23 protein-coding genes are annotated in these 23747 nt (G+C 67.8%); 9 read left to right on the top strand and 14 right to left on the bottom strand.

The window, feature by feature from the left end:
- Window positions 1-13 precede the first annotated feature (13 nt).
- Entirely contained in the window at window positions 14-877 is an 864-nt protein-coding gene (locus RQI28_RS17780; RefSeq protein ID WP_311223818.1) for a 3',5'-nucleoside bisphosphate phosphatase, read from the bottom strand.
- A gap of 201 nt (window positions 878-1078) precedes the next feature.
- Between RQI28_RS17780 and RQI28_RS17785 the strand changes: the two genes are divergently transcribed.
- Entirely contained in the window at window positions 1079-2938 is a 1860-nt protein-coding gene (locus RQI28_RS17785; RefSeq protein ID WP_311223817.1) for a methyl-accepting chemotaxis protein, read from the top strand.
- 255 nt (window positions 2939-3193) lie between these two features.
- On the opposite strand, the gene RQI28_RS17790 is transcribed toward RQI28_RS17785, so the two are convergent.
- From RQI28_RS17790 to RQI28_RS17810, 5 genes are all read right to left on the bottom strand, one after another.
- Window positions 3194-3835, bottom strand: a complete 642-nt coding sequence (locus RQI28_RS17790) for a DUF799 domain-containing protein (protein ID WP_404976933.1) — start codon at window positions 3833-3835, stop codon at window positions 3194-3196.
- A gap of 13 nt (window positions 3836-3848) precedes the next feature.
- Entirely contained in the window at window positions 3849-4226 is a 378-nt protein-coding gene (locus tag RQI28_RS17795) for a DUF4810 domain-containing protein (RefSeq protein WP_311223815.1), read from the bottom strand.
- Window positions 4223-4894 carry a CsgG/HfaB family protein gene (locus tag RQI28_RS17800; protein ID WP_311223814.1) on the bottom strand — a complete coding sequence of 224 codons (672 nt, stop codon included), beginning with the start codon at window positions 4892-4894 and terminating at the stop codon, window positions 4223-4225. Before RQI28_RS17800 ends, RQI28_RS17795 begins: the two co-directional genes overlap by 4 nt.
- A 135-nt stretch (window positions 4895-5029) precedes the next feature.
- Complete coding sequence (gene recJ, locus RQI28_RS17805) at window positions 5030-6745, bottom strand: single-stranded-DNA-specific exonuclease RecJ (RefSeq protein WP_311223813.1); 1716 nt, start codon at window positions 6743-6745, stop codon at window positions 5030-5032.
- Window positions 6742-7701, bottom strand: coding sequence for a phosphoglycerate mutase (locus RQI28_RS17810; protein WP_311223812.1), 960 nt, complete (start codon window positions 7699-7701; stop codon window positions 6742-6744). Before RQI28_RS17810 ends, recJ begins: the two co-directional genes overlap by 4 nt.
- 80 nt (window positions 7702-7781) lie before the next feature.
- On the opposite strand from RQI28_RS17810, the gene RQI28_RS17815 reads away from it, so the two are divergent.
- Both RQI28_RS17815 and lolD read left to right on the top strand, forming a co-directional pair.
- Window positions 7782-9035, top strand: coding sequence for a lipoprotein-releasing ABC transporter permease subunit (locus RQI28_RS17815; RefSeq protein WP_311223811.1), 1254 nt, complete (start codon window positions 7782-7784; stop codon window positions 9033-9035).
- 4 nt (window positions 9036-9039) lie between these two features.
- Window positions 9040-9759 (top strand): lipoprotein-releasing ABC transporter ATP-binding protein LolD, encoded by a 720-nt coding sequence (gene lolD / locus RQI28_RS17820; protein ID WP_311223810.1) that lies wholly within the window; start codon window positions 9040-9042, stop codon window positions 9757-9759.
- Between the two features lie 147 nt (window positions 9760-9906).
- Here lolD and RQI28_RS17825 read toward each other — a convergent pair whose 3' ends face one another.
- The 8 genes from RQI28_RS17825 to RQI28_RS17860 form a co-directional block, all read right to left on the bottom strand.
- Window positions 9907-10185, bottom strand: a complete 279-nt coding sequence (locus RQI28_RS17825; protein ID WP_311223809.1) for a DUF3606 domain-containing protein — start codon at window positions 10183-10185, stop codon at window positions 9907-9909.
- A gap of 140 nt (window positions 10186-10325) precedes the next feature.
- The gene (locus tag RQI28_RS17830) at window positions 10326-10682 is read right to left on the bottom strand and encodes a DUF3325 domain-containing protein (RefSeq protein WP_311223808.1); all 357 of its coding nucleotides are present in this window, start codon (window positions 10680-10682) and stop codon (window positions 10326-10328) included.
- Window positions 10679-12385, bottom strand: coding sequence for a PepSY-associated TM helix domain-containing protein (locus RQI28_RS17835; RefSeq protein ID WP_311223807.1), 1707 nt, complete (start codon window positions 12383-12385; stop codon window positions 10679-10681). Before RQI28_RS17835 ends, RQI28_RS17830 begins: the two co-directional genes overlap by 4 nt.
- Window positions 12382-12759, bottom strand: a complete 378-nt coding sequence (locus tag RQI28_RS17840) for a DUF3649 domain-containing protein (protein ID WP_311223806.1) — start codon at window positions 12757-12759, stop codon at window positions 12382-12384. The genes RQI28_RS17835 and RQI28_RS17840 overlap by 4 nt, the downstream gene beginning before the upstream one ends.
- Window positions 12760-13016: 257 nt before the next feature.
- A complete protein-coding gene (locus RQI28_RS17845; RefSeq protein ID WP_311223805.1) occupies window positions 13017-14075 on the bottom strand; it encodes a VWA domain-containing protein in 1059 nt (352 codons plus the stop codon).
- A 26-nt stretch (window positions 14076-14101) separates the two neighbouring features.
- Window positions 14102-15082 (bottom strand): DUF58 domain-containing protein, encoded by a 981-nt coding sequence (locus tag RQI28_RS17850; RefSeq protein ID WP_311223804.1) that lies wholly within the window; start codon window positions 15080-15082, stop codon window positions 14102-14104.
- Window positions 15075-16112 (bottom strand): MoxR family ATPase, encoded by a 1038-nt coding sequence (locus RQI28_RS17855; RefSeq protein WP_311223803.1) that lies wholly within the window; start codon window positions 16110-16112, stop codon window positions 15075-15077. The genes RQI28_RS17850 and RQI28_RS17855 overlap by 8 nt, the downstream gene beginning before the upstream one ends.
- A gap of 25 nt (window positions 16113-16137) precedes the next feature.
- Window positions 16138-17073: a trypsin-like peptidase domain-containing protein gene (locus RQI28_RS17860; RefSeq protein WP_311223802.1), complete on the bottom strand. Its 936-nt coding sequence runs from the start codon at window positions 17071-17073 to the stop codon at window positions 16138-16140.
- 138 nt (window positions 17074-17211) lie between these two features.
- Between RQI28_RS17860 and RQI28_RS17865 the strand changes: the two genes are divergently transcribed.
- From RQI28_RS17865 to RQI28_RS17890, 6 genes are all read left to right on the top strand, one after another.
- A complete protein-coding gene (locus RQI28_RS17865) occupies window positions 17212-18057 on the top strand; it encodes a TatD family hydrolase (RefSeq protein WP_311223801.1) in 846 nt (281 codons plus the stop codon).
- Window positions 18058-18122: 65 nt separating this feature from the next.
- Complete coding sequence (locus tag RQI28_RS17870; RefSeq protein ID WP_311223800.1) at window positions 18123-18713, top strand: DNA-deoxyinosine glycosylase; 591 nt, start codon at window positions 18123-18125, stop codon at window positions 18711-18713.
- A 104-nt stretch (window positions 18714-18817) separates the two neighbouring features.
- A complete protein-coding gene (locus RQI28_RS17875; protein WP_311223833.1) occupies window positions 18818-19549 on the top strand; it encodes a spermidine synthase in 732 nt (243 codons plus the stop codon).
- 30 nt (window positions 19550-19579) lie between these two features.
- Window positions 19580-21397 (top strand): ATPase, T2SS/T4P/T4SS family, encoded by a 1818-nt coding sequence (locus RQI28_RS17880; protein ID WP_311223799.1) that lies wholly within the window; start codon window positions 19580-19582, stop codon window positions 21395-21397.
- Window positions 21398-21574: 177 nt separating this feature from the next.
- Window positions 21575-22063 (top strand): tripartite tricarboxylate transporter TctB family protein, encoded by a 489-nt coding sequence (locus RQI28_RS17885; protein ID WP_311223798.1) that lies wholly within the window; start codon window positions 21575-21577, stop codon window positions 22061-22063.
- 18 nt (window positions 22064-22081) lie between these two features.
- Entirely contained in the window at window positions 22082-23593 is a 1512-nt protein-coding gene (locus RQI28_RS17890; protein WP_311223797.1) for a tripartite tricarboxylate transporter permease, read from the top strand.
- The last annotated feature ends 154 nt before the right edge of the window (window positions 23594-23747 follow it).

The following is a 23747-nucleotide window of genomic DNA, read 5'->3' on the forward strand; positions in this document are numbered from 1 at the left end:
TTGAACGCATTGGTTACGGTGCCGGCCGGATACGATCCGCCAGCAAGTCCCACACGGGCGTCAACTGGCCGGGCAGGTGGGGCAGCGCACCCAGGTCGGTATGGGATTCTTCGGGGCTGTGAAAGTCGCTGCCGCGCGAGGCGGCCAAGCCGAACTCTTGCGCCATGGCCGCGTAGGTGAGGTATTCGGCCGGCGAATGGCTGCCGGTCACCACTTCCACGCCGCGGCCGCCGTGTTGCTTGAATTCGGAAAACAGCGCGTATTCCTCGTTTGCCGTGAACTTGTAGCGCGCCGGGTGCGCAATCACCGCCATGCCGCCGGCCTCGGTCACCCAGCGCACCGCGTCACCCAGCGCCGCCCAGCGGTGCGGCACAAAACCGGGCTTGCCTTCGGTGAGGAACTTGCGGAAGACCTCGGGCGTATCGCGGCAGACCCCGGTTTCCACCAGAAAGCGGGCGAAGTGCGTGCGCGAGATCAGTTCGGGGTTGCCCACGTATTTCAGCGAGCCTTCATAGGCGTTGTGAATGCCGGCCTGGGCCAGTTGGCGCGACATCTCTTGTGCACGCTCGCCGCGTCCGCCCCGCGTGGCCGCGAGGCCCTGCGCCAGTTGCTCGTTGTCGGGGTCGAACCCCAGGCCAACGATGTGCACGGTGGTGCCGGCAAAGGTGACGGAGATTTCAGTGCCCGTCAGGTAAGCCATGCCTTCGGCGTGGGCCGCGGCGGCTGCGCGGTGCTGGCCGCTGATCTCGTCATGGTCGGTGAGCGACCACAGCTGCACGCCGTTGGCGCGCGCACGGGCGGCCAGGGCCTCGGGCGTGAGCGTGCCGTCGGACACGACGGAGTGGCAATGAAGGTCGGCGTTGAGAAGGATGGACACGCTTTCATTCTAGGTCGCCCAGGTTTTACGCACTGTCCACTGTGGCAATAAGCCACAAATGCGGAAAACCCGTGTGTGACAACCGGGGTGAATGCGGAAAATGTAAGAAAGTGCACATCGCTTGCTGGCGTCAATGCCCGTCCGTGGCTGGTGTATCCGAACCCTTCTTTTGTCTCGTGCTTTCTTCCCCTCTCCAGTCCCATGCAATTCCAGAACCTCTCCGTCGGCCGCAAACTGTGGCTCATCATTCTTGGTCTTGTCGCCAGCATGCTGATCTTGCTTATGGCACTTGTCAGCTACACGGCCCGGGTGGATGCGGCAACCTCCGCCGTCGTGCAGGCGAACGAGAACCGCATCAGCCTGGCTTTGCGCTGGAAGGGCATGACCCAATTGGCGGTGGAGCGCGTGGTCGTCGGCGCGACGGCGACCGATGAGGCCATGAGTGCCCGCATGGGCGCGCTGGTGAAGACCGACATCGCGGCCATCACCGAGATCCAGAAGACCATCGTGGCCCAGGCTGTCACGCCTGAAGACAAGGCCCAGCTCGAACGCATCGCGGCCGAGCGGGGCGTGGTGCTGAAAGTCACCGCGCAGGCACAGGAGGGTCGAGCCAATGTCGAGGCCAACCGTAAATTGGTGGATGAAACGGTCCTGCCTGCGGTAGCCCGGTACATCCGCGCGCAGGAAGTTTTCATCGAGCAGCAAGAGGCGCAACGCGAGGCCGTCAAGGCCGAAGGGCGGCGCCAGCGCACGCAGGCGCATTGGGTCGGTGGCGGCATCGCTGCGCTGGTGGCATTGCTGGGCGTGTTGTTGGCGCACTTTGCGGTGCGCTCCATCACCCAGCCGCTGATGCGCGCCGTGGGCGTGGCAGACGCCATTGCTCAGGGCGATCTGACCGTGGAAGTGCACGACGAGCGCAAGGACGAGCTGGGCCACCTGTTGCGCTCGCTCTCGGCCATGGCCGTGCGGCTGCGCGGCGTGGTGGCCGAAGTGCGCTCGGGCGTGGAATCCGTGTCCACCGCCTCGCACGAAATCGCCACGGGCAACCAGGATCTGTCGGCGCGCACCGAGCAGGCCGCCGCCAACTTGGAGCAGACCGCTGCCAGCATGGAAGAGCTCACCGCCACCGTCACCCAGTCGGCTGACACGGCGCGGCAGGCCAACCAGTTGGCTTCGACCGCGGCGCAGGCGGCCGGGCGCGGCGGCGCAGTGGTCGGCCAGGTGGTCACCAGCATGCAGCAGATCACCGACAGCTCGCGCAAGATCGGCGACATCATCGGCGTGATCGACGGCATCGCCTTCCAGACCAACATCCTTGCGCTGAACGCTGCCGTGGAGGCGGCCCGCGCAGGCGAGCAAGGCCGGGGGTTCGCGGTGGTGGCGTCCGAAGTGCGCAGCCTCGCGCAGCGTTCGGCCGAAGCCGCCAAAGAGATCAAGCTGCTGATCGATACCTCGGTCAAGAACGTGGAGTCGGGCTCGCAGCAGGTGGCGCAGGCCGGCCAGACCATGGAAGAGATCGTCGGCAGCGTGCAGCGCGTGTCCGACCTGATCGGCGAGATCACCGCGTCGTCCACCGAACAGCGCGATGGCATCTCGCAGGTCAACCAGGCCGTCACCCAGCTGGACCAGATGACCCAGCAGAACGCCGCATTGGTGGAGCAGTCCAGCGCGGCGGCCACGGCCATGCGCGATCAGGCCCAGCGGCTGTCGCAGGTGGTGTCGGTGTTCAACGTGGGTGCGGTGGCGGTAGCGCGCGCGCCTATCGCGGCACCGGTGCGGACTGCGGCGCCAAGGCCAGCGCCTGCTGCGGCGCTGAGCCGTGCCGTCAAGGTTCCAGCCGCGGTCAAGTCCGTTGCAGTCGCTCCCGCTGCGCTGGGATCTTCCGGCGTAAAGGCCGCTTTGGCTGCAACGGCCGACAAAAAACCTGTCAGGCCCAAGCCAACTTCTTCCAGCGCGTCCGCTCCAGCGGGCACCCCGCGCATTGCCAGTGGGGCCGCTGCGCCGCGCCCGTCAGCGTCCAAGCCCGCGGCCGGCTCGGAGGACGATTGGGAGACATTCTGATCAGCGACGGGATATGTCCACGCGTCCCGTTGAAAAGAGATTTGCTATTAAATTAACAGCAAATTTTGATTGGGGTTATTGCGTTGGAGGTCTTTTTACTTCAGGTTGATGGACCAAAGAGAGAGCGCTTTGGCGCTCACATTCATGCCCCAAACCGCCAGCGTGCCGGGACCGGCAACGCTGGAGTGATCAGGGGGCACATCCAGCACCGCCCGCCATTCCGCCTGAGCAGTGGATGGAGATGGCGTCTGCGCTTCAGTCAGTGCCGTACTTGGGTGAGCGTGGGCCATGCAGCAGGCCGTTCCGCATCCCGGGCGTCAGCAGCCGTTGGCTTGCGACGCCGGCCACCTGGAGGCTGCGATCCATCGTCGTATTGATGATCTGATTGATGAGCGCGGTGATCAGGATGCCTGCCAGTCCCTGGCCGCTGTTCTGCCCTTCTGCGCTGGATGCCGACGCTTGGCCCGTCCACAAAGTGTCTCCACTGCGCAAGTCGATGAGCTTGGCATTCAGCGTCACCACCGCAGCGCTGTTGACCACGGTGTAGACCGAGCCGTATTGCTGCACGTCCAGGTAAAGCGCCGAGTCGGCACCGAAGATTTCGCGCAGCTTCGCGATGGGAACCGCCTGCGCATCGACAGCGGTGGTCATGCCGTTTTGCCGGAAGGTTTCTTCCGTGACAGCCACTGGCAGCACGTAATAGCCGCCTTCCGCCAACGGCAGCGCAATCTGCGACAGCACACCCGCCGGCGCCTGCACTTCAGGCGTCTGGTTGAGTGGGGGCATCACCAGGATGGACCGGGGTTTGTTCTGGCGCAGCGCGGTGTAGTCGTATGGCTGGGTCGTGGCGCAACCCGTCATCACCAATGCGGCGGCGATCCAGGCAAGCCGTTTCATAGTGGAGCGCATCTCAGTTGCCTCCCTTGGTGGCAGAGGTCTTCATCAGAAAATCCATGAAGGTGGACGACTCGGGAAACTGCTCTTTCTCCGCTGCGAAGTGCAGAGCGGTCTTGTCGATTTGTCCCGTTTTGGAATAGAGCATCGCCAAGTGGGCGTGGTAGCCCGGCGGCAATGCAGTGCCGTTGGCTCGCGCCTTCTCGGCGGCGGCCTCCAGTGCGACGATCTGCTCTTCCGGACCGGCAACGCCGTTGTCTTTGAGGTAGGCATAGACCTGCGGCTGATAGCCTTCCCAGGAGTACAGCTGCTTTTGGGGCGTGACGCACCCAGCCAGCAAAGCCAGCGTGGCGGCGGCCAGGGCGGCCTTGCCTCGAACGGTCGCTCTGGTCATTGCGAAGCCTTCCAGGCGCCGGAGTCGATGCCGGCCACCAGCTTGTCAACGGCCTCGCGGATCGCCAGGTCGAGCACCTTGCCGTTGAGCGTGGAGTCATAGCTGGCCGTGCTGCCGAAACCCACGACTTCCCGGCTGGACAGGCTGTATTCCCCTGCGCCCTGAACGGAGTAGACGACCTCGGAAGTCTGGACCTTCACGATGTTCAGGCTGACCTTTCCATAGGCGATCTGTTCCTTGCCCCGGCCCAGCACGCCGAAGAACTGCCGGTCACCGACTTCCTTGCGGCCGAACTCGCTGACGTCGCCAGTCACCACGAAGTCGGCACCTTTCAAAACCTGCGCCTGGTTCTTGAGAGCGGCTTCCTGCCGCGTTTCGGTCATGTTGTCGCGGTCGAGGACGTTGAATCGGCCGCTTTGCTGCAGATGCGTGATCAGGATGGTGCGGGCCTGGCCCCCGAGCCGGTCTGTCGAGTCCGAAAAGATTCCGCGCAAATAGCTGGAACGGTTGTCGAACTTGCCCACGGTGATGGGATCGCGAGGGCCTTGGTAGGCGCGGGTGGCAGCGGCTGGCTTGGGCGTGTCGAGCGCCCGGGACTGCTCAACGGTCGTGCAGCCGGTCAAGGCTGCCAATGCCAGCACAGCAGGCAACCATGTGCGTTGGTTCATAGAAATTCCAAGAGAGAAATGGATGACCGCGCCCCGAAGAAAGGCGCAGGGCTGGAATCGTAACCATTATTTCTTTCTTGAAACTAACTGTGATATTCCGCACTGTGGTGAGCTTGCCACGTGATTTTTAGCTGGTTAAAGCTGCGCCCCCTCCACCAGAAACTGCACTCGCCGCTCGCCCTTCCACTCGTTCACATCCAGCCGGAATGCCAGCAGCACGCGGGGCGGCAGCTGGTCGGTGTGGCCGAACCAGATGCCGTCCACGGGGCTGCCCTGGTGCAGCAGCTTGAGCGACAGGTGGTTCTTGCCTTCGCCCACCAGCCGCTGGCTAACCACCTCCAGCTCTTCGCTGAAGGTGGGCGGCGCAAAGCCCTGGCCCCAGACCTCGCGGTGCAGCGTGTCCACGATGTCGGCGCGGCAATATTCGGGCGCCAGCGGGCCGTCGGTGTCCAGGCGGCGGGTCAACGTGGCGGCGTCCAGCCATTCCTGCGCCACCTGGGCAAAGGCGCGCTCGAAGATCTCGAACGCTTCCCGCGCCACGGTGCAGCCGGCCGCCATGGCGTGGCCGCCGAACTTCAGCAGCACGCCGGGGTGCCGCTTGGCGACCAGGTCCAGCGCGTCGCGTAGGTGAAAGCCGGGAATCGACCGGCCCGAGCCCTTGATTTCATGCGACTTGCCCGGCGCGCTGCTGGCGGCGAACACGAAGGTGGGGCGGTGCAGCTTGTCCTTGATGCGCGAGGCGACGATGCCGACCACGCCTTCATGAAAGTCGGGGTCGAACACGCTGATGGCGGGCGGCGGCTCGGCGCCTTCGTCGAACAGGCTCTCGGCCATCAGCAGGGCTTGTTCGCGCATGCCGCCTTCGATTTCGCGGCGCTCGCGGTTGATGGTGTCCAGCAGGCGCGCCAGTTCGCCAGCGCGGCCGGGGTCGTCGGTCAGCAGGCATTCGATGCCCAGCGTCATGTCGGCCAGCCGGCCGGCGGCGTTGATGCGCGGGCCCAGCGCAAAGCCGAAGTCGAAGGTGGTGGCCACGTCGGATTTGCGCCCGGCGGCGGTGAACAGCGCGGCGATGCCGGCCTGCATTTGGCCGGCGCGAATGCGCTTGAGACCCTGCGCGACCAGGCGGCGGTTGTTGCTGTCCAGCCTCACCACGTCGGCCACCGTGCCCAGCGCCACCAGCGGCAGCAGCGGCCGCAGGTCGGGTTGGGTGGCCGCATCGAACACGCCGCGCTGGCGCAGCTCGGTGCGCAGCGCCATCAGCACGTAGAACATCACGCCCACGCCGGCGATGGATTTGCTCTCGAACGCGCAGCCGGGCTGGTTGGGGTTGACCATGGCCTCGGCCACCGGCAAGGCGGGGCCGGGCAGGTGGTGGTCGGTGATGAGAACCGACAGGCCCAGCGCGCGCGCTTCGGCCACGCCGTCCACGCTGGCGATGCCGTTGTCCACGGTGACGAGCAGGTCGGCGCCGCGTTCGTGCACGCGCCGCGCGATGGACGGCGTCAGGCCGTAGCCGTCGGCCACGCGGTCTGGCACCAGGTAATCGACCTGGCGCGCGCCCAGCAGCCGCAGGCCGCGCACGGCCACGGCGCAGGCGGTGGCGCCGTCGCAGTCGTAGTCGGCCACCACGACGATGCGGCGGTCGGCGGCGATGGAGTCGGCCAGCAGCACGGCGGCCTCGCGTGCACCCAGCAGCGTTTCAGGCGGCAGCAGGCGCGCCAGGGCGTCGTTCAGGTCGTCATGCACGCAGATGCCACGCGCGGCGTACAGGCGTGCCAGCAGCGGGTGCACGCCGGCCTGCTCCAGCGCCCAGGCAGCGCGGGGCGGAATGTCTCTTGCTATTATTTTCATAGCTGCTCGCGCACGTCCTGAAAGCGCTGGGGCTTGAAAAGGCTTCGAATCTTCTTCCACACCCCACGCGGCGCGGTGTGCCAGGCCAGGGCGCTGCGCTCGCCGCACAGCGTCAGCCGGGCGATGCCGCTGGCCGCCACGTGGTCGGCCAGGCGGGCCACCGGGCCGGCGTCGATCTGCGCCCAGGCCGCAGCCCAGGCGCGCCAGTCTTCGCGCAGCGCGGCGTCGCGCAGGGCGAGCGGCATTTCCGGCGGGGGCACCGGGGTGGGGGGCGACTCCAGCCGGCCGGCGCCATGCACCCAGAACGAATTGACCGGCGGCAGGCCGTGCGCGGCGCGCTCGTCGTTGAAGGGGTGCGTGTACAGCAGCATCTGCATTTCGCTGTGCAGGCGGTGCAGCACCCGGGCCCGGGTGGTGTCGGGCATCCAGGCGCGCACGTCGCGCTGCACCACGCGGTCGAGCGACGCGGTGGCCAGGCCCTCGAACACCGCGCCGCTGGCCAGCCAGCGCGTGGGCTGGTCGTACGTCAGCGTGATGCCGTCTTCGGCGAACCAGGGCGCGAGGATGTCCAGCAGCTGGCGCGATGCGGCCTCGTCCAGCGCCAGCATGGCGGGGTCGGCCAGGGTGACGCGGTCGACCGTCACCTGCCACTGGCAGGGGCTGATGAAAGCGGCAGCCACCGCACCGGCGCCCGTGGCATCGCCGCCCTGGCGCTGGTGCCAGGCGGCCCAGGGCGTCGTGCCGTTGGCCGCGGCGGGCAGGCCCATATGGCGGGCCAGCGCGCGTTCATGCGGCGGGGTGAAGTCGGTTTCTTCACCCGCATCGACGGCCGGTGGTGTGGACAGCCGGCCCAGCAGCCGGTCGAGGTGGGGCAGGGCAAGGCCCTGCAGCGCGTGGCGGCACCCCTCGGCGGTACTGCAAGCGAAGGGAATCAGCAAATGGTTGGCGTCCGACATCCGCGCATTCTCGGGGATGCCACAATCGGCGCCGCCCGGCTGCCGCCAATTCCTGCGCGGCGCCAGGCCTCTTCACATTCATGCAAATCCCTTACGAACTGGCCCTGGGCTGGCGCTACACCCGGGCGGGCCGCGCTACGCGGCGCAACGGCTTCATCTCGTTCATCTCCGGCGTGTCCATGCTGGGCATCGCGCTCGGCGTGGCAGCCCTCATCATCGTGCTGAGCGTGATGAACGGCTTTCAGAAAGAAGTGCGCGACCGCATGCTGAGCGTGGTCTCGCACATCGAGATCTTCGCGCCGCAGGGCGCCGCCATGCCCGACATGCCCCGCACGCTGGCCGAGGCGCGCGCCAATCCCAACGTGGTGGGCGCCGCGCCGTTCGTGGCCTCGCAGGCGCTGCTGGCGCGCGGTGAAGACATGAAGGGCACGCTGGTGCGCGGCATCGACCCGGCACGGGAGGGCGAGGTGACCGAGCTGGCCGCCAGCAATGCAGAAGCCATCAAGGCCCTGGTGGCTGGCGAATTCCGCGTGGTGCTGGGCTCGGAACTGGCGCGCGCCCTAGGCGTGCGGGTGGGCGATGCGGTCACGCTGATCGCCCCGGGCGGCCAGGTCACGCCGGCCGGCGTGGTTCCGCGGCTAAAGCAGATGACGGTGGCGGGCACCTTCAATTCCGGCCACTACGAATACGACTCTGCCCTCGTGCTGCTGCACCACGAAGACGCCGAGCGCATCTTTCGGCTGGAAGGCCCCACTGGCATCCGCCTGAAGCTCAAAGACCTGCATGCCGCGCCCGACGTAGCCCAGCAGCTGGCGCATTCGCTGTCGGGCGACCTGCTGATCCGCGACTGGACGCAGCAGAACCGCACCTGGTTCGCCGCCGTGCAGCTTGAAAAACGGATGATGTTCATCATCCTCACGCTGATCGTGGCAGTAGCCGCGTTCAATCTTGTTTCCACCCTGGTGATGACGGTGACCGACAAGCGCGCCGACATCGCCATCCTGCGCACGCTGGGCGCGAGCCCCGGCAGCATCATGGGCATCTTCGTGGTGCAGGGGGCGATGGTCGGCGTGATCGGCACGCTGTCCGGCCTGCTGCTGGGTCTGGGAATCGCTTTCAACATCGATGTGATCGTGCCGGCCATCGAAAGCGCGCTGCACGCCAACTTCCTGCCCAAGGACATCTACCTCATCAGCAAGATGCCGAGCGAGCCGCAGTCCAGCGACATCGTGCCCATCGGCGTCATCTCGCTCATTCTGGCGTTCATCGCCACCCTGTACCCCAGCTGGCGCGCCAGCCGTGTGAACCCGGCGGAGGCCCTGCGCTATGAGTGATGCAATGACGACTCCTTCGGCCGGCGGCGGCTCTGGAGGCTATTCCTCCCATGCCGAAGTCGTGCTGCAGGCTCGCGGCCTGACCAAGCGCTTTACCGAAGGGCGGCTGGATGTCACCGTGCTCAAGGGCGTGGATTTGGATGTGCGCGCCGGCGAAACGCTGGCCATCGTCGGCGCCTCGGGCTCGGGCAAGAGCACGCTGCTACACCTGCTGGGCGGGCTCGATGCGCCCACCGCCGGCACCGTGCAGCTCAAGGGCCAGGCGCTGAACACGCTGTCGGCCCAGCGCCAGGGCCAGCTGCGCAACCAGCACCTGGGCTTCATCTACCAGTTTCACCACCTGCTGCCCGAATTCAGTGCGCAGGACAACGTCGCCATGCCGCTGCGCATTCGCCGCATGCCGTATGCCGACTGCCTGGATCAGGCGCTGCAGACGCTGACCGCCGTGGGCCTGGGCGAGCGCGCCCTGCACCGGCCAGCGGAACTGTCGGGCGGCGAGCGCCAGCGCGTGGCCATCGCCCGCGCCCTGGTCACCCGCCCGGCCTGCGTGCTGGCGGACGAACCCACCGGCAACCTGGACCGCAGTACCGCCGACGGCGTGTTTCAGCTGATGCTGCGTCTGGCTAGGGATCAGGGCACGGCGTTCGTGATGGTCACGCACGACGAGCAACTGGCCGGGCGCTGCGATCGCGTGGTGCGGATGAATTCTGGGGTCTTGAGTTAAATAGGGCTCCAGCGCTTGTTGGATAAGCGCTGGAAGCTATAAAAAAAGTAGCAAATCCCGCGCATTTTCGTGGGTATGCAGACCCGTGTTGAAGGAGGGCCTGCGCTCGGTCATCGGGGCCAGCAGCGGCGGGCGCACGTGGATCGATCAACCCTCATGACGCCGGACCGGATAGGCTGTGGCGTCCGGCACGGGCGGCAGCATGCTTGCAATGGCCAGCAGATCCGCACAGCGCTCCAGCCGTCGCACGGCGCCGCCGCGCAGGTGGCGGCGCACTTTTTCCGCCGACGTGCCGACCGTGTTCACGCTGTCGCGCAACTGGCCTTCGGTGCAGTCGAACGTCTGAGTCCAGTAGGCGATCTCGTGCTCTTCGGCCACATGAATTTGTCGCCAGTCCACCTCGGGGTTCAAATTGTCGTAAGCCATTCCAGTCCTTGCGGTAGACCGGCCATGCTGAGTCAACGCCACCGTGGATTTTGTAGGACGCACTGCCTTCCGCGCGGGGCCATCAGGCTATCTTTTCATCTCGCTGCAGCCCCAGCATCGCGGAAGCTGGCAGGCTCCGCTCACTGCCTGAACACGGCCATGCCAGAAAACAGCACGGCCAGCCATGCCCCCGCCTTCATCACCCCTATGGCCCGGCGCGGTGCATAGCTCAGCACCAGCACCACGGCCAGTGCCGACAGCGTCATCACCCCGAACCAGAAAACCCAGCCCTGCGATGTGCCGGCCGCCTTCAGGCAGGCCCACAGCGACAGCAGCAGCCCTGCCGTGCCGGCCAGCCGCAGCGCGCGGCGCAGGCCGGGGCTGGGTTCCTTACCGCGGCCGTAGCTGTCTTCGTAGTGGCGGTCCATGGCCAGCCCCAAGGCGGCGAAGGCGGCCAGGCAGGACGACAGGGCCAGTGCCAAGTACTGCCCAGTCATGACGGCGTGGCCTCTGCCGAGCCGAGGGCATTGCGCGCAGGCGACAGGCCCGGCTCGCCCTGCGGCTGCGGTGCATTGGCACCCGGTGTGTGTGCCGGGGTGGCCCGTGGGGCGCGGCTGGCGGCGCCGGTGCGGGCCGATGGCTTGCGGCGGCCGACCCACCAGGCACTGGTGATCAAGGCGGCGCCCAGCAGCAGGCACGTAGCGTCAAAGCCGGCCAGGTTCCAGTGGCCGCTGGCGGCCGCGGTGAAGAAGCCTGCGCCACCGGTCAGCGGATTGAGCACCGGCACCAGCGCGAAGAGCAAGCCGCCCAGCGCCAGTTGCGTCTGCCACATGCGGCGCGCAGGCCAGGCGATGCCGGCCACGGCGGCCACGCCCCAGACGGTGAAGAAGGCGGCGATCTCGGCGGCGGGCCGGTCGGCGGCATTCACGGGAATCAGCCGGTTGGCCCAGAAGAACGACGCCATGGCCAGCGGCAGACCGGCGATGGCGCCCACGTTGAGCCCGTCCACCAGCCGCAGGCCGAAGCCGATGCGCCCGCCCTTGGCGATCGCCTTGGCATGCTTTTGCCGTTCCTTCACGGACCACAGCAGCAGGCCGGTGGCCACCATCACGCAGCCGGCCAGGCCCGAGAGGAAGAAAAGCCAGCGCAGCACTGGCCCGGCGAAATTGGCAATGTGCAGGCCGACGAAGACGCCGCGCGTCTGCGACGCGGCAGGCACGTCTTCGCCGCGCGTTTCCAGCACACGGCCGGTGGTGCCGCTGAACACCATCGACGCCTGGTTGGACGACAGGCCCGCCTTGCCGTCGCGGTAGACGGTGATGGCGGCGTTGGCATCGCCCGGGAAGGTGACCACCACGCGCGAGGCGGCCGCGCCTTGCCAGCGGGCTTGCGCCTGCTCGACCAGCGGGCCCAGCGGCGTCAGCGCTGCGGGCTGGCCGGCGGCCTTTTGCGGCGCGCTGCCGCCCGCATTGGGGAAGGCCTCGGCGAAGAAGGTTTTCTGGTCGCCTTGGTAGACCGCCTGCGCGCCCCAGGGCATGTACATGAACATCAGCGTGACCAGGCCCGTGTAGGTGATCATCAGGTGAAAGGGCAGCGCCAGCACGGCGGTGGCGTTGTGCGCGTCCAGCCACGAGCGCTGGCCCTTCTTGGGCCGGAAGGTGAAGAAGTCGCTGAAGATGCGCCGGTGCGTGACGATGCCGCTGATGATCGCCACCAGCATGAACATGGCGCAAAAGCCGATGATCCAGCGCGCCCAGATGGCGGGCATGTAGTGCAGGTCGAAATGCAGGCGGTAGAAGAAGTCGCCGCCACGGGTGGCGCGGGGCGCCGCCAGCCGCTCGCCGGTGGCTGGGTCCAGCTGCACGGCGAGCGGGCGTTGGCGGGCGCCGCCGGCAGCGGGCTGGGGCCGCGTCCAGGTCACGCGCACGTCGGGTTCGCGCTCGCTCGGCAGGCCGATGTTCCAGCGCGGGCTGGTGGGTGCTTCGCGCTCCAGAAAGCGCACGGCCTGGCCGGCCGCCTGCGCCCGGTTGGTCTGCGATGCGGCCGGCGTGCCGTGCAGCTCGGGCTTCATCCAGTGGCTGATCTCGTCGCGGAAATAGGCCGATGTGCCGCTGGCGAACACCATGAACAGCACCCAGCCCACCAGCAGGCCCGACCAGGTGTGCAGCCACGCCATCGATTGGCGGAAACCGTCCTTCATGATGCCGCCCCCACGGCGGGCGCCGCGCCGCGCAGCACCAGCCACAGCGCTGCGCCCAGCACCGCCGACGGCAGCGCCAGGCCGACCCAGGCGCGCCCTGCGCTGCGGGCGGCAAACACCCACACCACCGCGCCGGCATACACCGCGAACGAGGCCAGCGCCCCGGTCGTCACCGCCTCGGCCCGCGCCAGCGGCAGCCACAGCGCCATGGCCGTGGCGCACAGGGCCGACAGCACATAGCCGCCCACGATGGCCGCGAGCGCGCGCGATGCGACGCCCCAGCGGTGGCGGGCGGAGCCGCTCAACGACAGAGGCAGGCGAAGGCGCGAGCGGGGCGTGCCCTCAGCGGAGGGGCTGGATGAATGAGCGGTCATGGCGGACGGGGAGAGCGTCAACGGGAAAAGGGTCGACCCCCGGAGAGGTCTGCTCCGGCCGCCACGGCAGCACAGAGGCCGTGATGGCGCGCAGCAGGGGCGGCTGAGTGCGGCGCGGGCGGAGGGTGAGCGCGTATTCTAAATGCAACTCGTTATCAATAACAGCAGTTTTATGAATGCTCTGTTATTGATAGCTGCTACCGCTTTATGGATAAGCGCTGGAGGCCAAAAAGACCTCAAATATATGCAGCGGTTTTCTAGAGCACCCGTCCGAACCACAGCAGCGACAGCCCCGCCGCAAGCACCATCAGCGCAGCGCCGGCGAGCGCCAGCAAGGACGACACCTCGGTTTCTTTCTTCTCCACCGTCAGGCGCGAGCTGAGCGTTTCATAGACCTTCTTCAGGTCGGCCGCAGTGGCGGCGTGAAAGTACTCGGCGTTGGTGCGTAGCGCGATGGCTTTGAGCGTGTCTTCGTCCAGCCGCACGCGCATCGACCAGCCTTCAAAACCGATGGTTTCGCCCTCCACCGTGCCCACGCCCACGGTGTACACGCGCACGCCCCGGTCGGCGGCCCACTTGGCGGCCTCGATCGGGTCCACGCCCGTGGTGCGCTGGCCGTCGGTCAGCATGATGATGGCGGCCGAGTTGTACGAGCCCGGCGCCACCGGCGTGAACGGTTTGGCCTCGCCGCGCGGCGGGCGGCCGGCCTCGTCGATGGCCTGCGGCGGGCGCGTGGGCATGGCCTGGCGGCCACCGAGTGCGGAGATGTCGATGCCCGCATCAGGAAACAGCGTGGCCAGCGACAGCAGGATGCCGTTGCCCGTGGCGGTGCCGCGCTGCAGCTGAAAGCTGTCGATGGCGCGGGTCAGGTCTTCATGGCTTTGCGTAGGCAACTGCGACAGCTGGGCGCTGCCGGCGAAGGCGACGATGCCCACACGCACATGGCGCGGCAGGTCGGCGATGAAAGCCTTGGCCGCGTTCTGCGCGGCGACCATGCGGTCGGGCTTGACGTCGGTGGCGCGCATGCTGCCCGACACGTCGATGGCCAGCATGATCGTCTGCTGCTGCGAGGGCAGCGTGATGACCGCCAGCGGCCGGGCACCCGCCACCAGCAGCGCGGCCAGCCCCAACAGAAAGAGCACGGGCGGCACGTGGCGCCGCCAGCGGTTGCCGGTGCCCAGCGCCGCGCGCACCAGGCCCAGGCCGGGGTAGTGAATGGCGGTGGCGCGGCGGCGGCGCAGCACCCATACGTAGAGCAGCACCAGCAGCGGCAAGGCCAGCAGCAGCCAGAGGAAAGTGGGCCAGAGAAACACCATCGCGTCGTGCTCCGTCGTTGTGGGGGTCAGCCAGCGGCAGCGGCTGTGCCGGGGCGGCGCCGCAGCGAGCGCGGGCGGTGGCCGCGCAGTTCCATGAAGCGCACCAGCGCGTCCAGCAGATCGTCGTCGGTAGAAAGCTCCAGCGTGTCGGCGCCCGCTTTGGCCAAGCTGGCGCGCAGATCGGCCTCGCGCTGGGCCGCGAGGCGGGCGAAGCGGTGGCGAAAGGCGCGGTCGCGCGTGTCGACCTGCAGCTGCTCGCCGGTCTCGGGGTCGCGCAGCAGCAGCAGGCCCACGTCGGGCAATTCCAGCTCCAGCGGGTCGAGCAGGCGCACGGCGAGCACGTCGTGCCGCTGCGCCAGCTGGCCCAGCGGCCGTTCCCAGCCCGGTGCGCTCAAGAAATCAGACACGACGAACACCGTGCTGCGGCGGCGCAGCACGCCGTGGGCGGACTGCAGCAGCCGATGCAGCTCGGTCGCGCCGGGTGGCGGAGTGCCGGATGCGGCGGGCGCGCCCGCGGGCTCCAGCAACTGGTGCAGCAGATGCAGCACATGCCGGCGGCTGGCGCGCGCGGGCAGCACGTGGTCGGCTCCGGCGCCCCGGCCGTGGTGGATCACCGCGCCTACGCGGTTGCCGTGCCGCGTCAAAAGCCGCGCCAGCACGGCGACGAAGCCCGCCAGCACATCGCGCTTGGCCTGGCCGGGCGGGCCGAAGTCCACCGAGGGGCTCAGGTCGAGCACAAACCACGCGGTCATCTCACGGTCTTCGGCGAACACGCGCACGTGCGGCTCGCCCAGCCGCGCGGTGACGTTCCAGTCGATGTGGCGCACGTCGTCATGCGACTGGTATTCGCGCAGGTCGGCCAGGTCGATGCCGGTGCCGCGCAGCAGCGTGCGGTGGTCGCCCTGCAGCAGCCCATCCAGGCGGCGCAGCACCGTCCATTCCAGGCGCTGCAGCAGGCGCTCGGCAGCGGCGGGCGCAGTGGACGAGGGGGCGGCGGTGTCAGGCACGGCGGGCTTCGGGGGTGGCGGCTGCCGCAGCGGCCTCGTCGGCCGAATGGTGCAGCGGGCGCGGCGGTGCGGCCACGCGGGCCATGATGCGGGCGATGAGCGCGTCGGCGTCCTGCCCGTCCGACAGGGCCTCGTACGACAGCGCGATGCGGTGGCGCAGCACGTCGGGCGCCAGGTCGGCCATGTCTTCGGGCAGGGCGTAGCTGCGACCGCGCAGCAGGGCGAGTGCCTGCGCGCCTTCGGCCAGGGCAATGGTGGCGCGCGGGCTGGCGCCGCCGGCGATGCGGCTGGCCAGTTCAGGCAGGCCGTGCTGGGCGGGAGCGCGCGTGGCGGCCACCAGGCGCACTGCGTATTGCAGCAGGGCGGGGTCCACATAGACGCGCCGGCATTCGGTCTGCAGCGCGGCCAGCTGTTCGGTGCTGGCGACGGCCGCCACGGCCACGGCGGGCTGCAGCGCACGCTGGGCGATGACGAATTCCTCTTCCTCGCTGGGGTAGTCCACCAGCACCTTCATCATGAAACGGTCCACCTGCGCTTCGGGCAGCTGGTAGGTACCTTCGGTCTCGATGGGGTTCTGCGTGGCCATGACGAGGAACGGGGCGGGCAGCAGATGCGTTTCGCCCGCGATGGTGACTTGACGCTCCTGCATCACCTCCAGCAGCGCGCTCTGCACCTTGGCCGGTGCGCGGTTGATCTCGTCGGCCAGCAGCAGGTGCGTGAAGACCGGGCCCAGCGTGGTGGCGAATTCGCCCGTGCGCTGGTGGTACATGCGCGTGCCGATCAGATCGGCCGGCACCAGGTCGGGCGTGAACTGGATGCGCTTGAAACCGCCCTGCACGGCGCGCGCCAGCGTCTTCACCGTCAGCGTCTTGGCCAGGCCCGGCACGCCTTCGACCAGCAGGTGGCCGCCGGCCAGCATGGCCACCATCACGCGTTCCAGAAACCGGTCTTGCCCGACCACCACGCGCTTGACCTCGTAGAGGATCTGTTCCATTAGCGTGGCGGTGTCGGCGGCTTGGGGCTGGGTCATGTGAAGGCTCCTGTGGGCGTGGCGATCAGAAGGGGGGCATGCCCACGGCGGACGCGGCGTTCTCGATAGGCACGGCAAAGCCGATGCCGATGAAGGTGCGCGCCGACGTGGGGTTGAGGATGGCGGTGACGATGCCCACCACCTCGCCGTCCATGGTGACCAGCGGCCCACCGGAATTGCCGGGGTTGGCAGCCGCGTCGAACTGGATCAGGTTGCGCATCTCCTGGCCGCTCTCGGGTGAGTCGAATTCGCGCTGCAGGCCCGAGACGACGCCCGCCGACACCGACGGGCCAATGCCGAACGGAAAGCCGATGGCCACCACCTGGTCGCCCGGGCGCAGGTTCTGCGTGGAGCGCAGCGGTGCGGACTGCAGGTCGTCGGGCACCTGCTTGGCCTGCAGCACGGCCAGGTCGTTCTGCGGCTGCATGCCGGTGATGCGCGCAGGCGTTTCGGTGCCGTCGGCAAAGGTCACCTGCACGCGGTGCGTGCCCTGCACCACGTGCAGGTTGGTCAGGATCACGCCCTTGTCGACGATCACCACGCCGGTGCCGATGCCGCGCTCCACCTCCTTGCCCTTCTTGTTGCGGGCGTAGCCCACCACGCGCACCACCGAAGGCGCCACCGCCGCCGCGGCGCGTGCGGCGGCTGACGGCAGGCTGCGCGTTTCCATCGTGCGCAGCACGGCGGCGTCGATGTCGTCCTGCGTCAGGCGCTGGGGTGGGGGCTGGCGCCCGGCCCACAGCGCAGCGGCCATCAGCGCGGACAGTAGGAAGACGGTGGACCAGAGTGCGATTTCGGTGCGCCGGCGCCGGCCGACCGGCGGGGCGGGAGAAGGCTCTGGAGCAGCGTTCGATGCGTTCGTCGGCGATGCATCGGCCGACGCCTCAGCCACACTCTCGCCCGGCAGGGCACTGCCGGCGGCATTGCGGCGGGACGGGCTGTAGCGGGCGGGCCGGGGCATGCGGGCACCTTTTGTGAAAAGGGTGGCGGAAGGTGGCTGGGCGGGCTGCATTCACAGTAGCACGGAACGCGCCGGCCTGCGCGTGACAGACGGTATCCACCTACGGCCACTGCCGCTTCCTGCGGCATCATCGGGCGCATGACGGTCTGGATCGACACCCATTGCCACCTCGACGAATTCGAGGCCCACGCCGGCCTGGCCTACCTGGACGGCGTGCGCGCCGACGCCGCCCGCGCGGGCGTGGCGCACTGCGTGCTGCCGGCGGTGGAGCGCGCCAATCTGGAGGCGGTGCGCACGCTGGCCCACCGGCATGGCGACAGCTACGCGCTGGGCATTCACCCGCTCTTCACCGGCCGGGCCGAGGACGGCGACCTGCAGGTGCTGGAAGACGCGGTGCAGGCGCACATCAATGACCCGCGCCTGGTGGCGATCGGTGAGATCGGCCTGGATTTCTTCGTGCCCGGGCTGGATGCGGCGCGGCAGGAACGGTTCTTTCGCACGCAACTGCAACTGGCGCGCAAGCTGGGGCTGCCGGTGATCCTGCACACGCGCCGCTCGGTGGACAAGGTGCTCAAGGGCCTGCGCGACGTGCCCGTGGCCGGCGGCATCGCCCATGCGTTCAACGGCAGCCTGCAGCAGGCCGAGGCGTTCATCCGGCTGGGCTTCAAGCTGGGCTTCGGCGGCGCCGTAACGTACGACCGGGCGCTGCAGCTGCGCCGCCTGGCGGCCGATCTGCCGTTCGAATCGCTGGTGCTGGAAACCGACGCGCCCGACATTCCGCCGCACTGGCTGTACGTGACCGCCGCCGACCGCGCCGCCGGCATGCCCCCCGCGCGCAACACGCCGGGCGAGTTGCCGCGCATTGCCGAGGTGATCGCCGCGCTGCGCGACATGCCCGTGCACGAGCTGGCCCGCGCCAGCCGCGCCAACGCCTGTGCGGCCTTGCCTCGGCTGCAGGCATTGCTGCCCGAGGCGCAGGGCTGAAGTTTTGAGCGTTTTTGGCCCCTAGCGCTTACCCATCAAGCGCTAGTAGCTATTATTTATATAGCATGACGACTGTTCTTCCTTCTGTAGCGCCGGCGGTCAACGCGCCGTCAGCGCTGCCCCCACCACGGCTGGTCGGCCTGCCGCCCGTGGTGTCCGGCGCAACGCGCGTGCTCATTCTGGGCAGCTTTCCGGGCGCGGCGTCGCTGCGTGCCGGGCAGTACTACGGCCACCCGCAGAACCAGTTCTGGCGCATCCTGCAGGCGCTGTGGCCGCAGCACGTGCAGCCCGGGCCGCAGGACTACGCGGGCCGCTGCGCCTGGCTGCTGGCGCGCGGGCTGGGTCTGTGGGACGTGTATGCGGCCTGCGAACGCGAAGGCAGCCTGGACGCCGACATCCGCAACGCCCAGGTGAATGACTTTGCCGGCCTGCACGCCGTGGCGCCCGGGCTGGCCGCCATCGCCCACAATGGCGGGGAAAGCTTTCGCCACGCCTGGGCAGTGCGCGCCAGCCTCGGCCTGGAAGAGTCGGATGGCAGCAGCGCGGGCATCGCATCGCTGCGGCTGCCTTCCACCAGCCCGGCCAACGCGGCGTGGAGCTTTGAGCGCAAACGCAATGCCTGGGCCGACGCCCTGGCCCCTTTTGGATCGGTGTGACGATTTTGACGACGACAAAGAAGACGGCTGCCGAAGCAGTCGCAACCGCAACCGCTCCGGCTACGGCCAAGGCGCCCCGCAAGAAGCCCGCCGCAGCGGTCGAGTTGCCCGAAGTGAGCGTCTCCGAAGATGGCGAGGTGCGCCACCTGCACCTGGGCACGCCGTGGATCCAGGGCTCCATGCGCGTGGCCGAGCCTTTCGATATCGAACTGGAATATGTGCAGCGCATGATGGCCTGGCTGCTGTTCATGGAGCCGGCCAGCGTGGGCAAGCGCCACGCCATGCAGCTGGGGCTGGGCGCGGGCGCCATCACCAAGTTCTGCCACAAGAAGCTGCGCATGTGCTGCACTGCCATCGAGCTGAATCCGCAGGTCGTGTCGGTCTGCCGCACCTGGTTCAAGCTGCCGCCCGACGGCCCCAAGCTGCGCGTGGTGCTGGCCGACGCCGCCCGAGAGATTCGCCAAGCCGAATGGCTGGGCACGGTCGATGCGCTGGCGGTGGACTTGTACGACCACGACGCCGCTGCGCCGGTGCTCGACAGTGCCGACTTCTACGCCGACTGCCGCGCGCTGCTGACCGACGACGGCATCATGACGGTCAACCTGTTCGGCCGTGCCTCCAGCTACGACCGCAGCCTGGACAAGATGGCCCAGGCCTTCGGTGCCGACGCGCTCTGGGCCTTCAAGCCCACGCGCGAAGGCAACACCATCGTGCTGGCCCAGCGCACGCCCAAAGCGCTCAAACGTGCGGAGCTGCTGGACCGCGCAGAGGCTGTGCAGGCCCGTTGGGACTTGCCCGCCACCAAGTGGATGCGCGTGTTCAAACCGGTGAGCTGAGAACGCCACGTTCCGAAAGAAACCCCACGCATGACCGCAACCCCACCACCTGGCCTCCAGGCCGCCGGCCCGGCGCTTGCCGCGCCGCTGGCCGCCCAGCCGCCGGGGCCGCTGGAGTGGCGCCGCATCGTCCAGTGGCTGCGGGCCGACGGCGTCATCAGCGCCGAGGAGGCGGACCGCACGGTGGCCCGCTGCGCCCAGGCTGAAAGCCAGCAACACCCGCTGGTGCGCCTGGCCAACGTGGCCATGACGCGCCAGGCCGACGGCAAGCCGCTGGATGCAGAGCTGCTGACGCAGTACGTTGCCGGCCGCAGCGGCCTGGCCTATCTGCGCATCGACCCGCTGAAGGTGGACGTGGGCCGCGTGGCCGACGCCATGAGCGCCAGCTACGCCGAACGCCACAAGGTGCTGCCGGTGCAGGTGACCGCGCAGGAGGTGGTGGTGGCCACGGCCGAGCCCTTCATCGACGACTGGGTGGCGGAGGTGGAGCGCCAGGCGCGCCGCACCGTGCGCCGCGTGGTCGCCAACCCGCAAGACATTCAGCGCTACACGGCCGAGTTCTACGCACTGGCCAAGTCGGTACGCGCCGCGCAGAAGGCGGGCGGCAGCGCCAGTTCCAGCAGCTTCGAGCAGCTGGTGGAGCTCAACAAGAGCAACAAGCAGCTGGACGCGAACGACCAGGGCGTGGTCAAGGTGGTCGACTGGCTGTGGCAGTACGCGTTCGACCAGCGAGCGAGCGACATTCACCTGGAGCCGCGCCGCGAGCAGGGCGTGATCCGCTTTCGCATCGACGGCATGCTGCACCCGGTCTACCAGATGCCGATGGGCGTGCTGAATGCGATGGTGGCCCGCGTGAAGCTGCTGGGCCGCATGGACGTGGTGGAGCGCCGGCGCCCGCAGGACGGCCGCATCAAGACCCGAAACCCCCGAGGCGACGAGGTTGAAATGCGCCTCTCAACCTTGCCCACGGCCTTCGGCGAGAAGATGGTGATGCGCATCTTCGACCCCGACAACGCCGTGAAAGATCTGGACGCTCTGGGCTTTTCGCAGCACGACGCGCAGCGCTGGGAGCAACTGGTCAAGCGCCCGCACGGCATCATTCTGGTGACTGGGCCCACCGGCTCGGGCAAGACCACGACGCTGTATTCAACGCTCAAGCGCGTGGCTACCGAAGCCGTGAACGTCAGCACGGTGGAAGACCCGATCGAGATGATCGAGCCGAGCTTCAACCAGACGCAGGTGCAGCCGCAGCTGGACTTCAATTTCGCCGAGGGCCTGCGCGCGCTGATGCGGCAAGACCCCGACGTGCTAATGGTGGGCGAAATCCGCGACCTGGCCACCGCCGACATGGCGGTGCAGGCCGCACTCACCGGCCACCTGGTGTTCAGCACGCTGCACACCAACGACGCGCCCAGCGCCGTCACCCGGCTGATGGAGCTGGGCGTGCCGCCCTACCTCATCAACGCCACGCTGCTGGGGGTGCTGGCGCAGCGGCTGGTGCGCACGCTGTGCAAGCAGTGCCGCGCTCCTAACACAGAAGCCCGCCCCGAGACGCTGGCCGAGGTCGTCAAGCCCTGGAAGATCAACGGCAATTACCAGCCTTTCAAGCCGGTGGGCTGTGTGGACTGCCGCATGACGGGCTTTCGTGGCCGCATGGGACTGTATGAACTGCTGACTGTTAGCGAAGCGCTGAAGGAGCGGATCAACCAGACGCCGTCCATCGACAACCTGCGCCGCCAGGCCGTGCAGGACGGCATGCGCCCGCTGCGCCTGGCCGGGGCGCTGCGCGTGGCCGAGGGCCTGACCACGCTCGACGAGGTCATTGCCTCCACGCCTCCGCTCGATTGAGGTGTGCGCACCATCGGCGGTATTCCTGCACGCGTTTGGTGCGGTTTGCGTGTTCCGGGTGCGGGGCTCGGTGGAACCTGCGGTTTTCCCTAGGCGTCCGGTAGGTGGTATCCACAACGCTTGCGGGAAGGGGCGCCTGCACAATCGCCCGTCAAGTTCGCGTAAGGAGACTTTTTCGTGAAAATCAAGAGTCAGAAAGACTTTTTTGCAGGGCTCATGTTCATGAGCATTGGGGTCGCTTTCGCCATCGGCGCCACCAACTACACGGTGGGTACGGGCGCTCGCATGGGCCCCGGCTACTTTCCGCTGATCCTCGGCATCCTGCTGTCGATCCTGGGGGGCGCCATCGTGTTCTATTCCACCGTGGTGGAAAGTGCCGACGGCGACAAGGTGGGCAAGTGGGCCTGGAAGCCGCTGTTCTTCGTGCTGGCTTCCAACTTCGCCTTCGGAGTACTGCTGGCAGGACTGCCTACCCTGGGTGTGCCGGCCATGGGCCTGATCGTCGCCATCTACGCGCTGACGTTCATCGCCAGTCTCGCCGGCGACAAGTTCCGTCCGCTGGAGGTCTTCGTTCTGGCGACTTTCCTGGCGGTCGGCAGTTACGTGGCTTTCGTGTGGGCGCTCAAGCTGCAGTTCCCCGTGTGGCCCAGTTTCATCGTGGGTTAAGGCGGAGCATAGAAAACCATGGAATTGTTTGACAACCTGGCGATCGGCTTCGGCGTCGCCTTCACGTTTCAGAACCTCATCTACTGCTTTGTCGGCTGTCTGCTGGGCACGCTGATCGGCGTGCTGCCGGGCATCGGCCCGGTGGCGACCATCGCCATGCTGCTGCCCGCCACGTACGCGCTGCCACCTGTGTCGGCGCTGATCATGCTGGCCGGCATCTACTACGGAGCGCAATACGGTGGGTCGACCACCGCCATTCTGGTGAACCTGCCGGGCGAATCGTCCTCAGTGGTGACCGTGATCGACGGCTACCAGATGGCGCGCAAGGGCCGGGCTGGGCCGGCGCTGGCCGCCGCCGGTATCGGCTCGTTTTTTGCCGGTTGCGTGGGCACGCTGATCCTTGCGGCCTTCGCGCCTCCACTGACCGAAGTCGCCTTCAAGTTCGGTCCGGCCGAGTACTTCTCGCTGATGGTGCTGGGCCTCATCGGCGCTGTCGTGCTGGCTTCGGGCTCGCTGCTCAAGGCCATCTCGATGATCGTGCTGGGCCTGCTGCTGGGCCTGGTCGGCACCGACGTGAACTCGGGTGTGGCCCGCTACAGCTTCGACATTCCTGAGCTGACCGACGGCATCAACTTCACCGTGATCGCCATGGGGGTGTTCGGCTATGGCGAAATCATCGCCAACCTGGCCAAGCCGGAAGAAGACCGCGAGGTGTTCACCGCCAAGGTGCAGGGCCTGATGCCCACGAAGGAAGACTTCAAGCGCATGTTCCCTGCAATGCTGCGCGGCACGGCCCTGGGTTCTTGCCTGGGCATCTTGCCCGGTGGCGGTGCGCTGCTGTCCGCTTTCGCGGCCTACACGATCGAGAAGAAGACCAAGCTGAAGCCCGGCGAAGTGCCCTTCGGCCAAGGCAACATCCGCGGTGTGACGGCGCCAGAGTCGGCCAACAACGCAGGCTCGCAAACGTCCTTCATCCCGCTGCTGACGCTGGGCATTCCGCCCAACGCCGTGATGGCGCTGATGGTCGGTGCCATGACCATCCACAACATCCAGCCTGGTCCCCAGGTGATGACGAGCAACCCCGAACTGTTCTGGGGCCTGATCGCCTCGATGTGGATCGGCAACGCGATGCTGGTGATCCTGAACCTGCCGCTGATCGGCCTGTGGATCAAGCTGCTGACGGTGCCTTACCGCTGGCTGTTCCCGTCCATCGTGCTGTTCTGCGCGGTCGGTGTGTATTCCACCAACAACAATACGTTCGACGTATGGCTGGTGGGTCTGTTCGGCCTGGTGGGCTACACCTTCCACAAGCTGGGCACCGAACCGGCGCCACTGCTGCTCGGGTTCATCCTGGGCCCGATGATGGAAGAGAACCTGCGCCGTGCGCTGCTGCTCTCGCGCGGCGACTGGAGCGTGTTCGTCACGCGTCCGATCTCCGCCGGCCTGCTGGCTGCCGCCGTGCTGCTGCTGGTGATCGTGCTGCTGCCCGCAGTCAGCCGCAAGCGCGAAGAGGCTTTCGTCGAAGAGTAAGGCGCTGCCGCTCTCAAGCCCTGCGGCCGTCTTCCGCGACGATGGCTGGGCTGACAACCAACGGCACCTTCGGGTGCCGTTTTTCATGGGCGGTCCGGGCGGGGCGACGACAATGGGCGCTGCCGACTCCCTTCGGCCATGCTCCCCCGCACCC

Origin of the sequence: Acidovorax sp. WCS2018Noco2-16 (genome assembly GCF_031843945.1) — a bacterium.
Taxonomy (GTDB): Bacteria; Pseudomonadota; Gammaproteobacteria; order Burkholderiales; family Burkholderiaceae_C; genus Paracidovorax.

What these genes read in the sequence shown, in the direction of transcription:
- RQI28_RS17890 (WP_311223797.1), top strand. Translation starts at nt 22,082, where the DNA reads ATGGAATTGTTTGACAACCTGGCGATCGGCTTCGGCGTCGCCTTCACG.
- RQI28_RS17880 (WP_311223799.1), top strand. Translation starts at nt 19,580, where the DNA reads ATGACCGCAACCCCACCACCTGGCCTCCAGGCCGCCGGCCCGGCGCTT.
- RQI28_RS17870 (WP_311223800.1), top strand. Translation starts at nt 18,123, where the DNA reads ATGACGACTGTTCTTCCTTCTGTAGCGCCGGCGGTCAACGCGCCGTCA.
- RQI28_RS17790 (WP_404976933.1), bottom strand. Translation starts at nt 3,835, where the DNA reads ATGAAACGGCTTGCCTGGATCGCCGCCGCATTGGTGATGACGGGTTGC.
- RQI28_RS17795 (WP_311223815.1), bottom strand. Translation starts at nt 4,226, where the DNA reads ATGACCAGAGCGACCGTTCGAGGCAAGGCCGCCCTGGCCGCCGCCACG.
- RQI28_RS17825 (WP_311223809.1), bottom strand. Translation starts at nt 10,185, where the DNA reads ATGGCTTACGACAATTTGAACCCCGAGGTGGACTGGCGACAAATTCAT.
- RQI28_RS17835 (WP_311223807.1), bottom strand. Translation starts at nt 12,385, where the DNA reads ATGAAGGACGGTTTCCGCCAATCGATGGCGTGGCTGCACACCTGGTCG.
- RQI28_RS17855 (WP_311223803.1), bottom strand. Translation starts at nt 16,112, where the DNA reads ATGACCCAGCCCCAAGCCGCCGACACCGCCACGCTAATGGAACAGATC.
- RQI28_RS17800 (WP_311223814.1), bottom strand. Translation starts at nt 4,894, where the DNA reads ATGAACCAACGCACATGGTTGCCTGCTGTGCTGGCATTGGCAGCCTTG.
- RQI28_RS17845 (WP_311223805.1), bottom strand. Translation starts at nt 14,075, where the DNA reads ATGGTGTTTCTCTGGCCCACTTTCCTCTGGCTGCTGCTGGCCTTGCCG.
- RQI28_RS17865 (WP_311223801.1), top strand. Translation starts at nt 17,212, where the DNA reads ATGACGGTCTGGATCGACACCCATTGCCACCTCGACGAATTCGAGGCC.
- RQI28_RS17840 (WP_311223806.1), bottom strand. Translation starts at nt 12,759, where the DNA reads ATGACCGCTCATTCATCCAGCCCCTCCGCTGAGGGCACGCCCCGCTCG.
- RQI28_RS17810 (WP_311223812.1), bottom strand. Translation starts at nt 7,701, where the DNA reads ATGTCGGACGCCAACCATTTGCTGATTCCCTTCGCTTGCAGTACCGCC.
- lolD (WP_311223810.1), top strand. Translation starts at nt 9,040, where the DNA reads ATGACGACTCCTTCGGCCGGCGGCGGCTCTGGAGGCTATTCCTCCCAT.
- recJ (WP_311223813.1), bottom strand. Translation starts at nt 6,745, where the DNA reads ATGAAAATAATAGCAAGAGACATTCCGCCCCGCGCTGCCTGGGCGCTG.
- RQI28_RS17785 (WP_311223817.1), top strand. Translation starts at nt 1,079, where the DNA reads ATGCAATTCCAGAACCTCTCCGTCGGCCGCAAACTGTGGCTCATCATT.
- RQI28_RS17815 (WP_311223811.1), top strand. Translation starts at nt 7,782, where the DNA reads ATGCAAATCCCTTACGAACTGGCCCTGGGCTGGCGCTACACCCGGGCG.
- RQI28_RS17830 (WP_311223808.1), bottom strand. Translation starts at nt 10,682, where the DNA reads ATGACTGGGCAGTACTTGGCACTGGCCCTGTCGTCCTGCCTGGCCGCC.
- RQI28_RS17860 (WP_311223802.1), bottom strand. Translation starts at nt 17,073, where the DNA reads ATGCCCCGGCCCGCCCGCTACAGCCCGTCCCGCCGCAATGCCGCCGGC.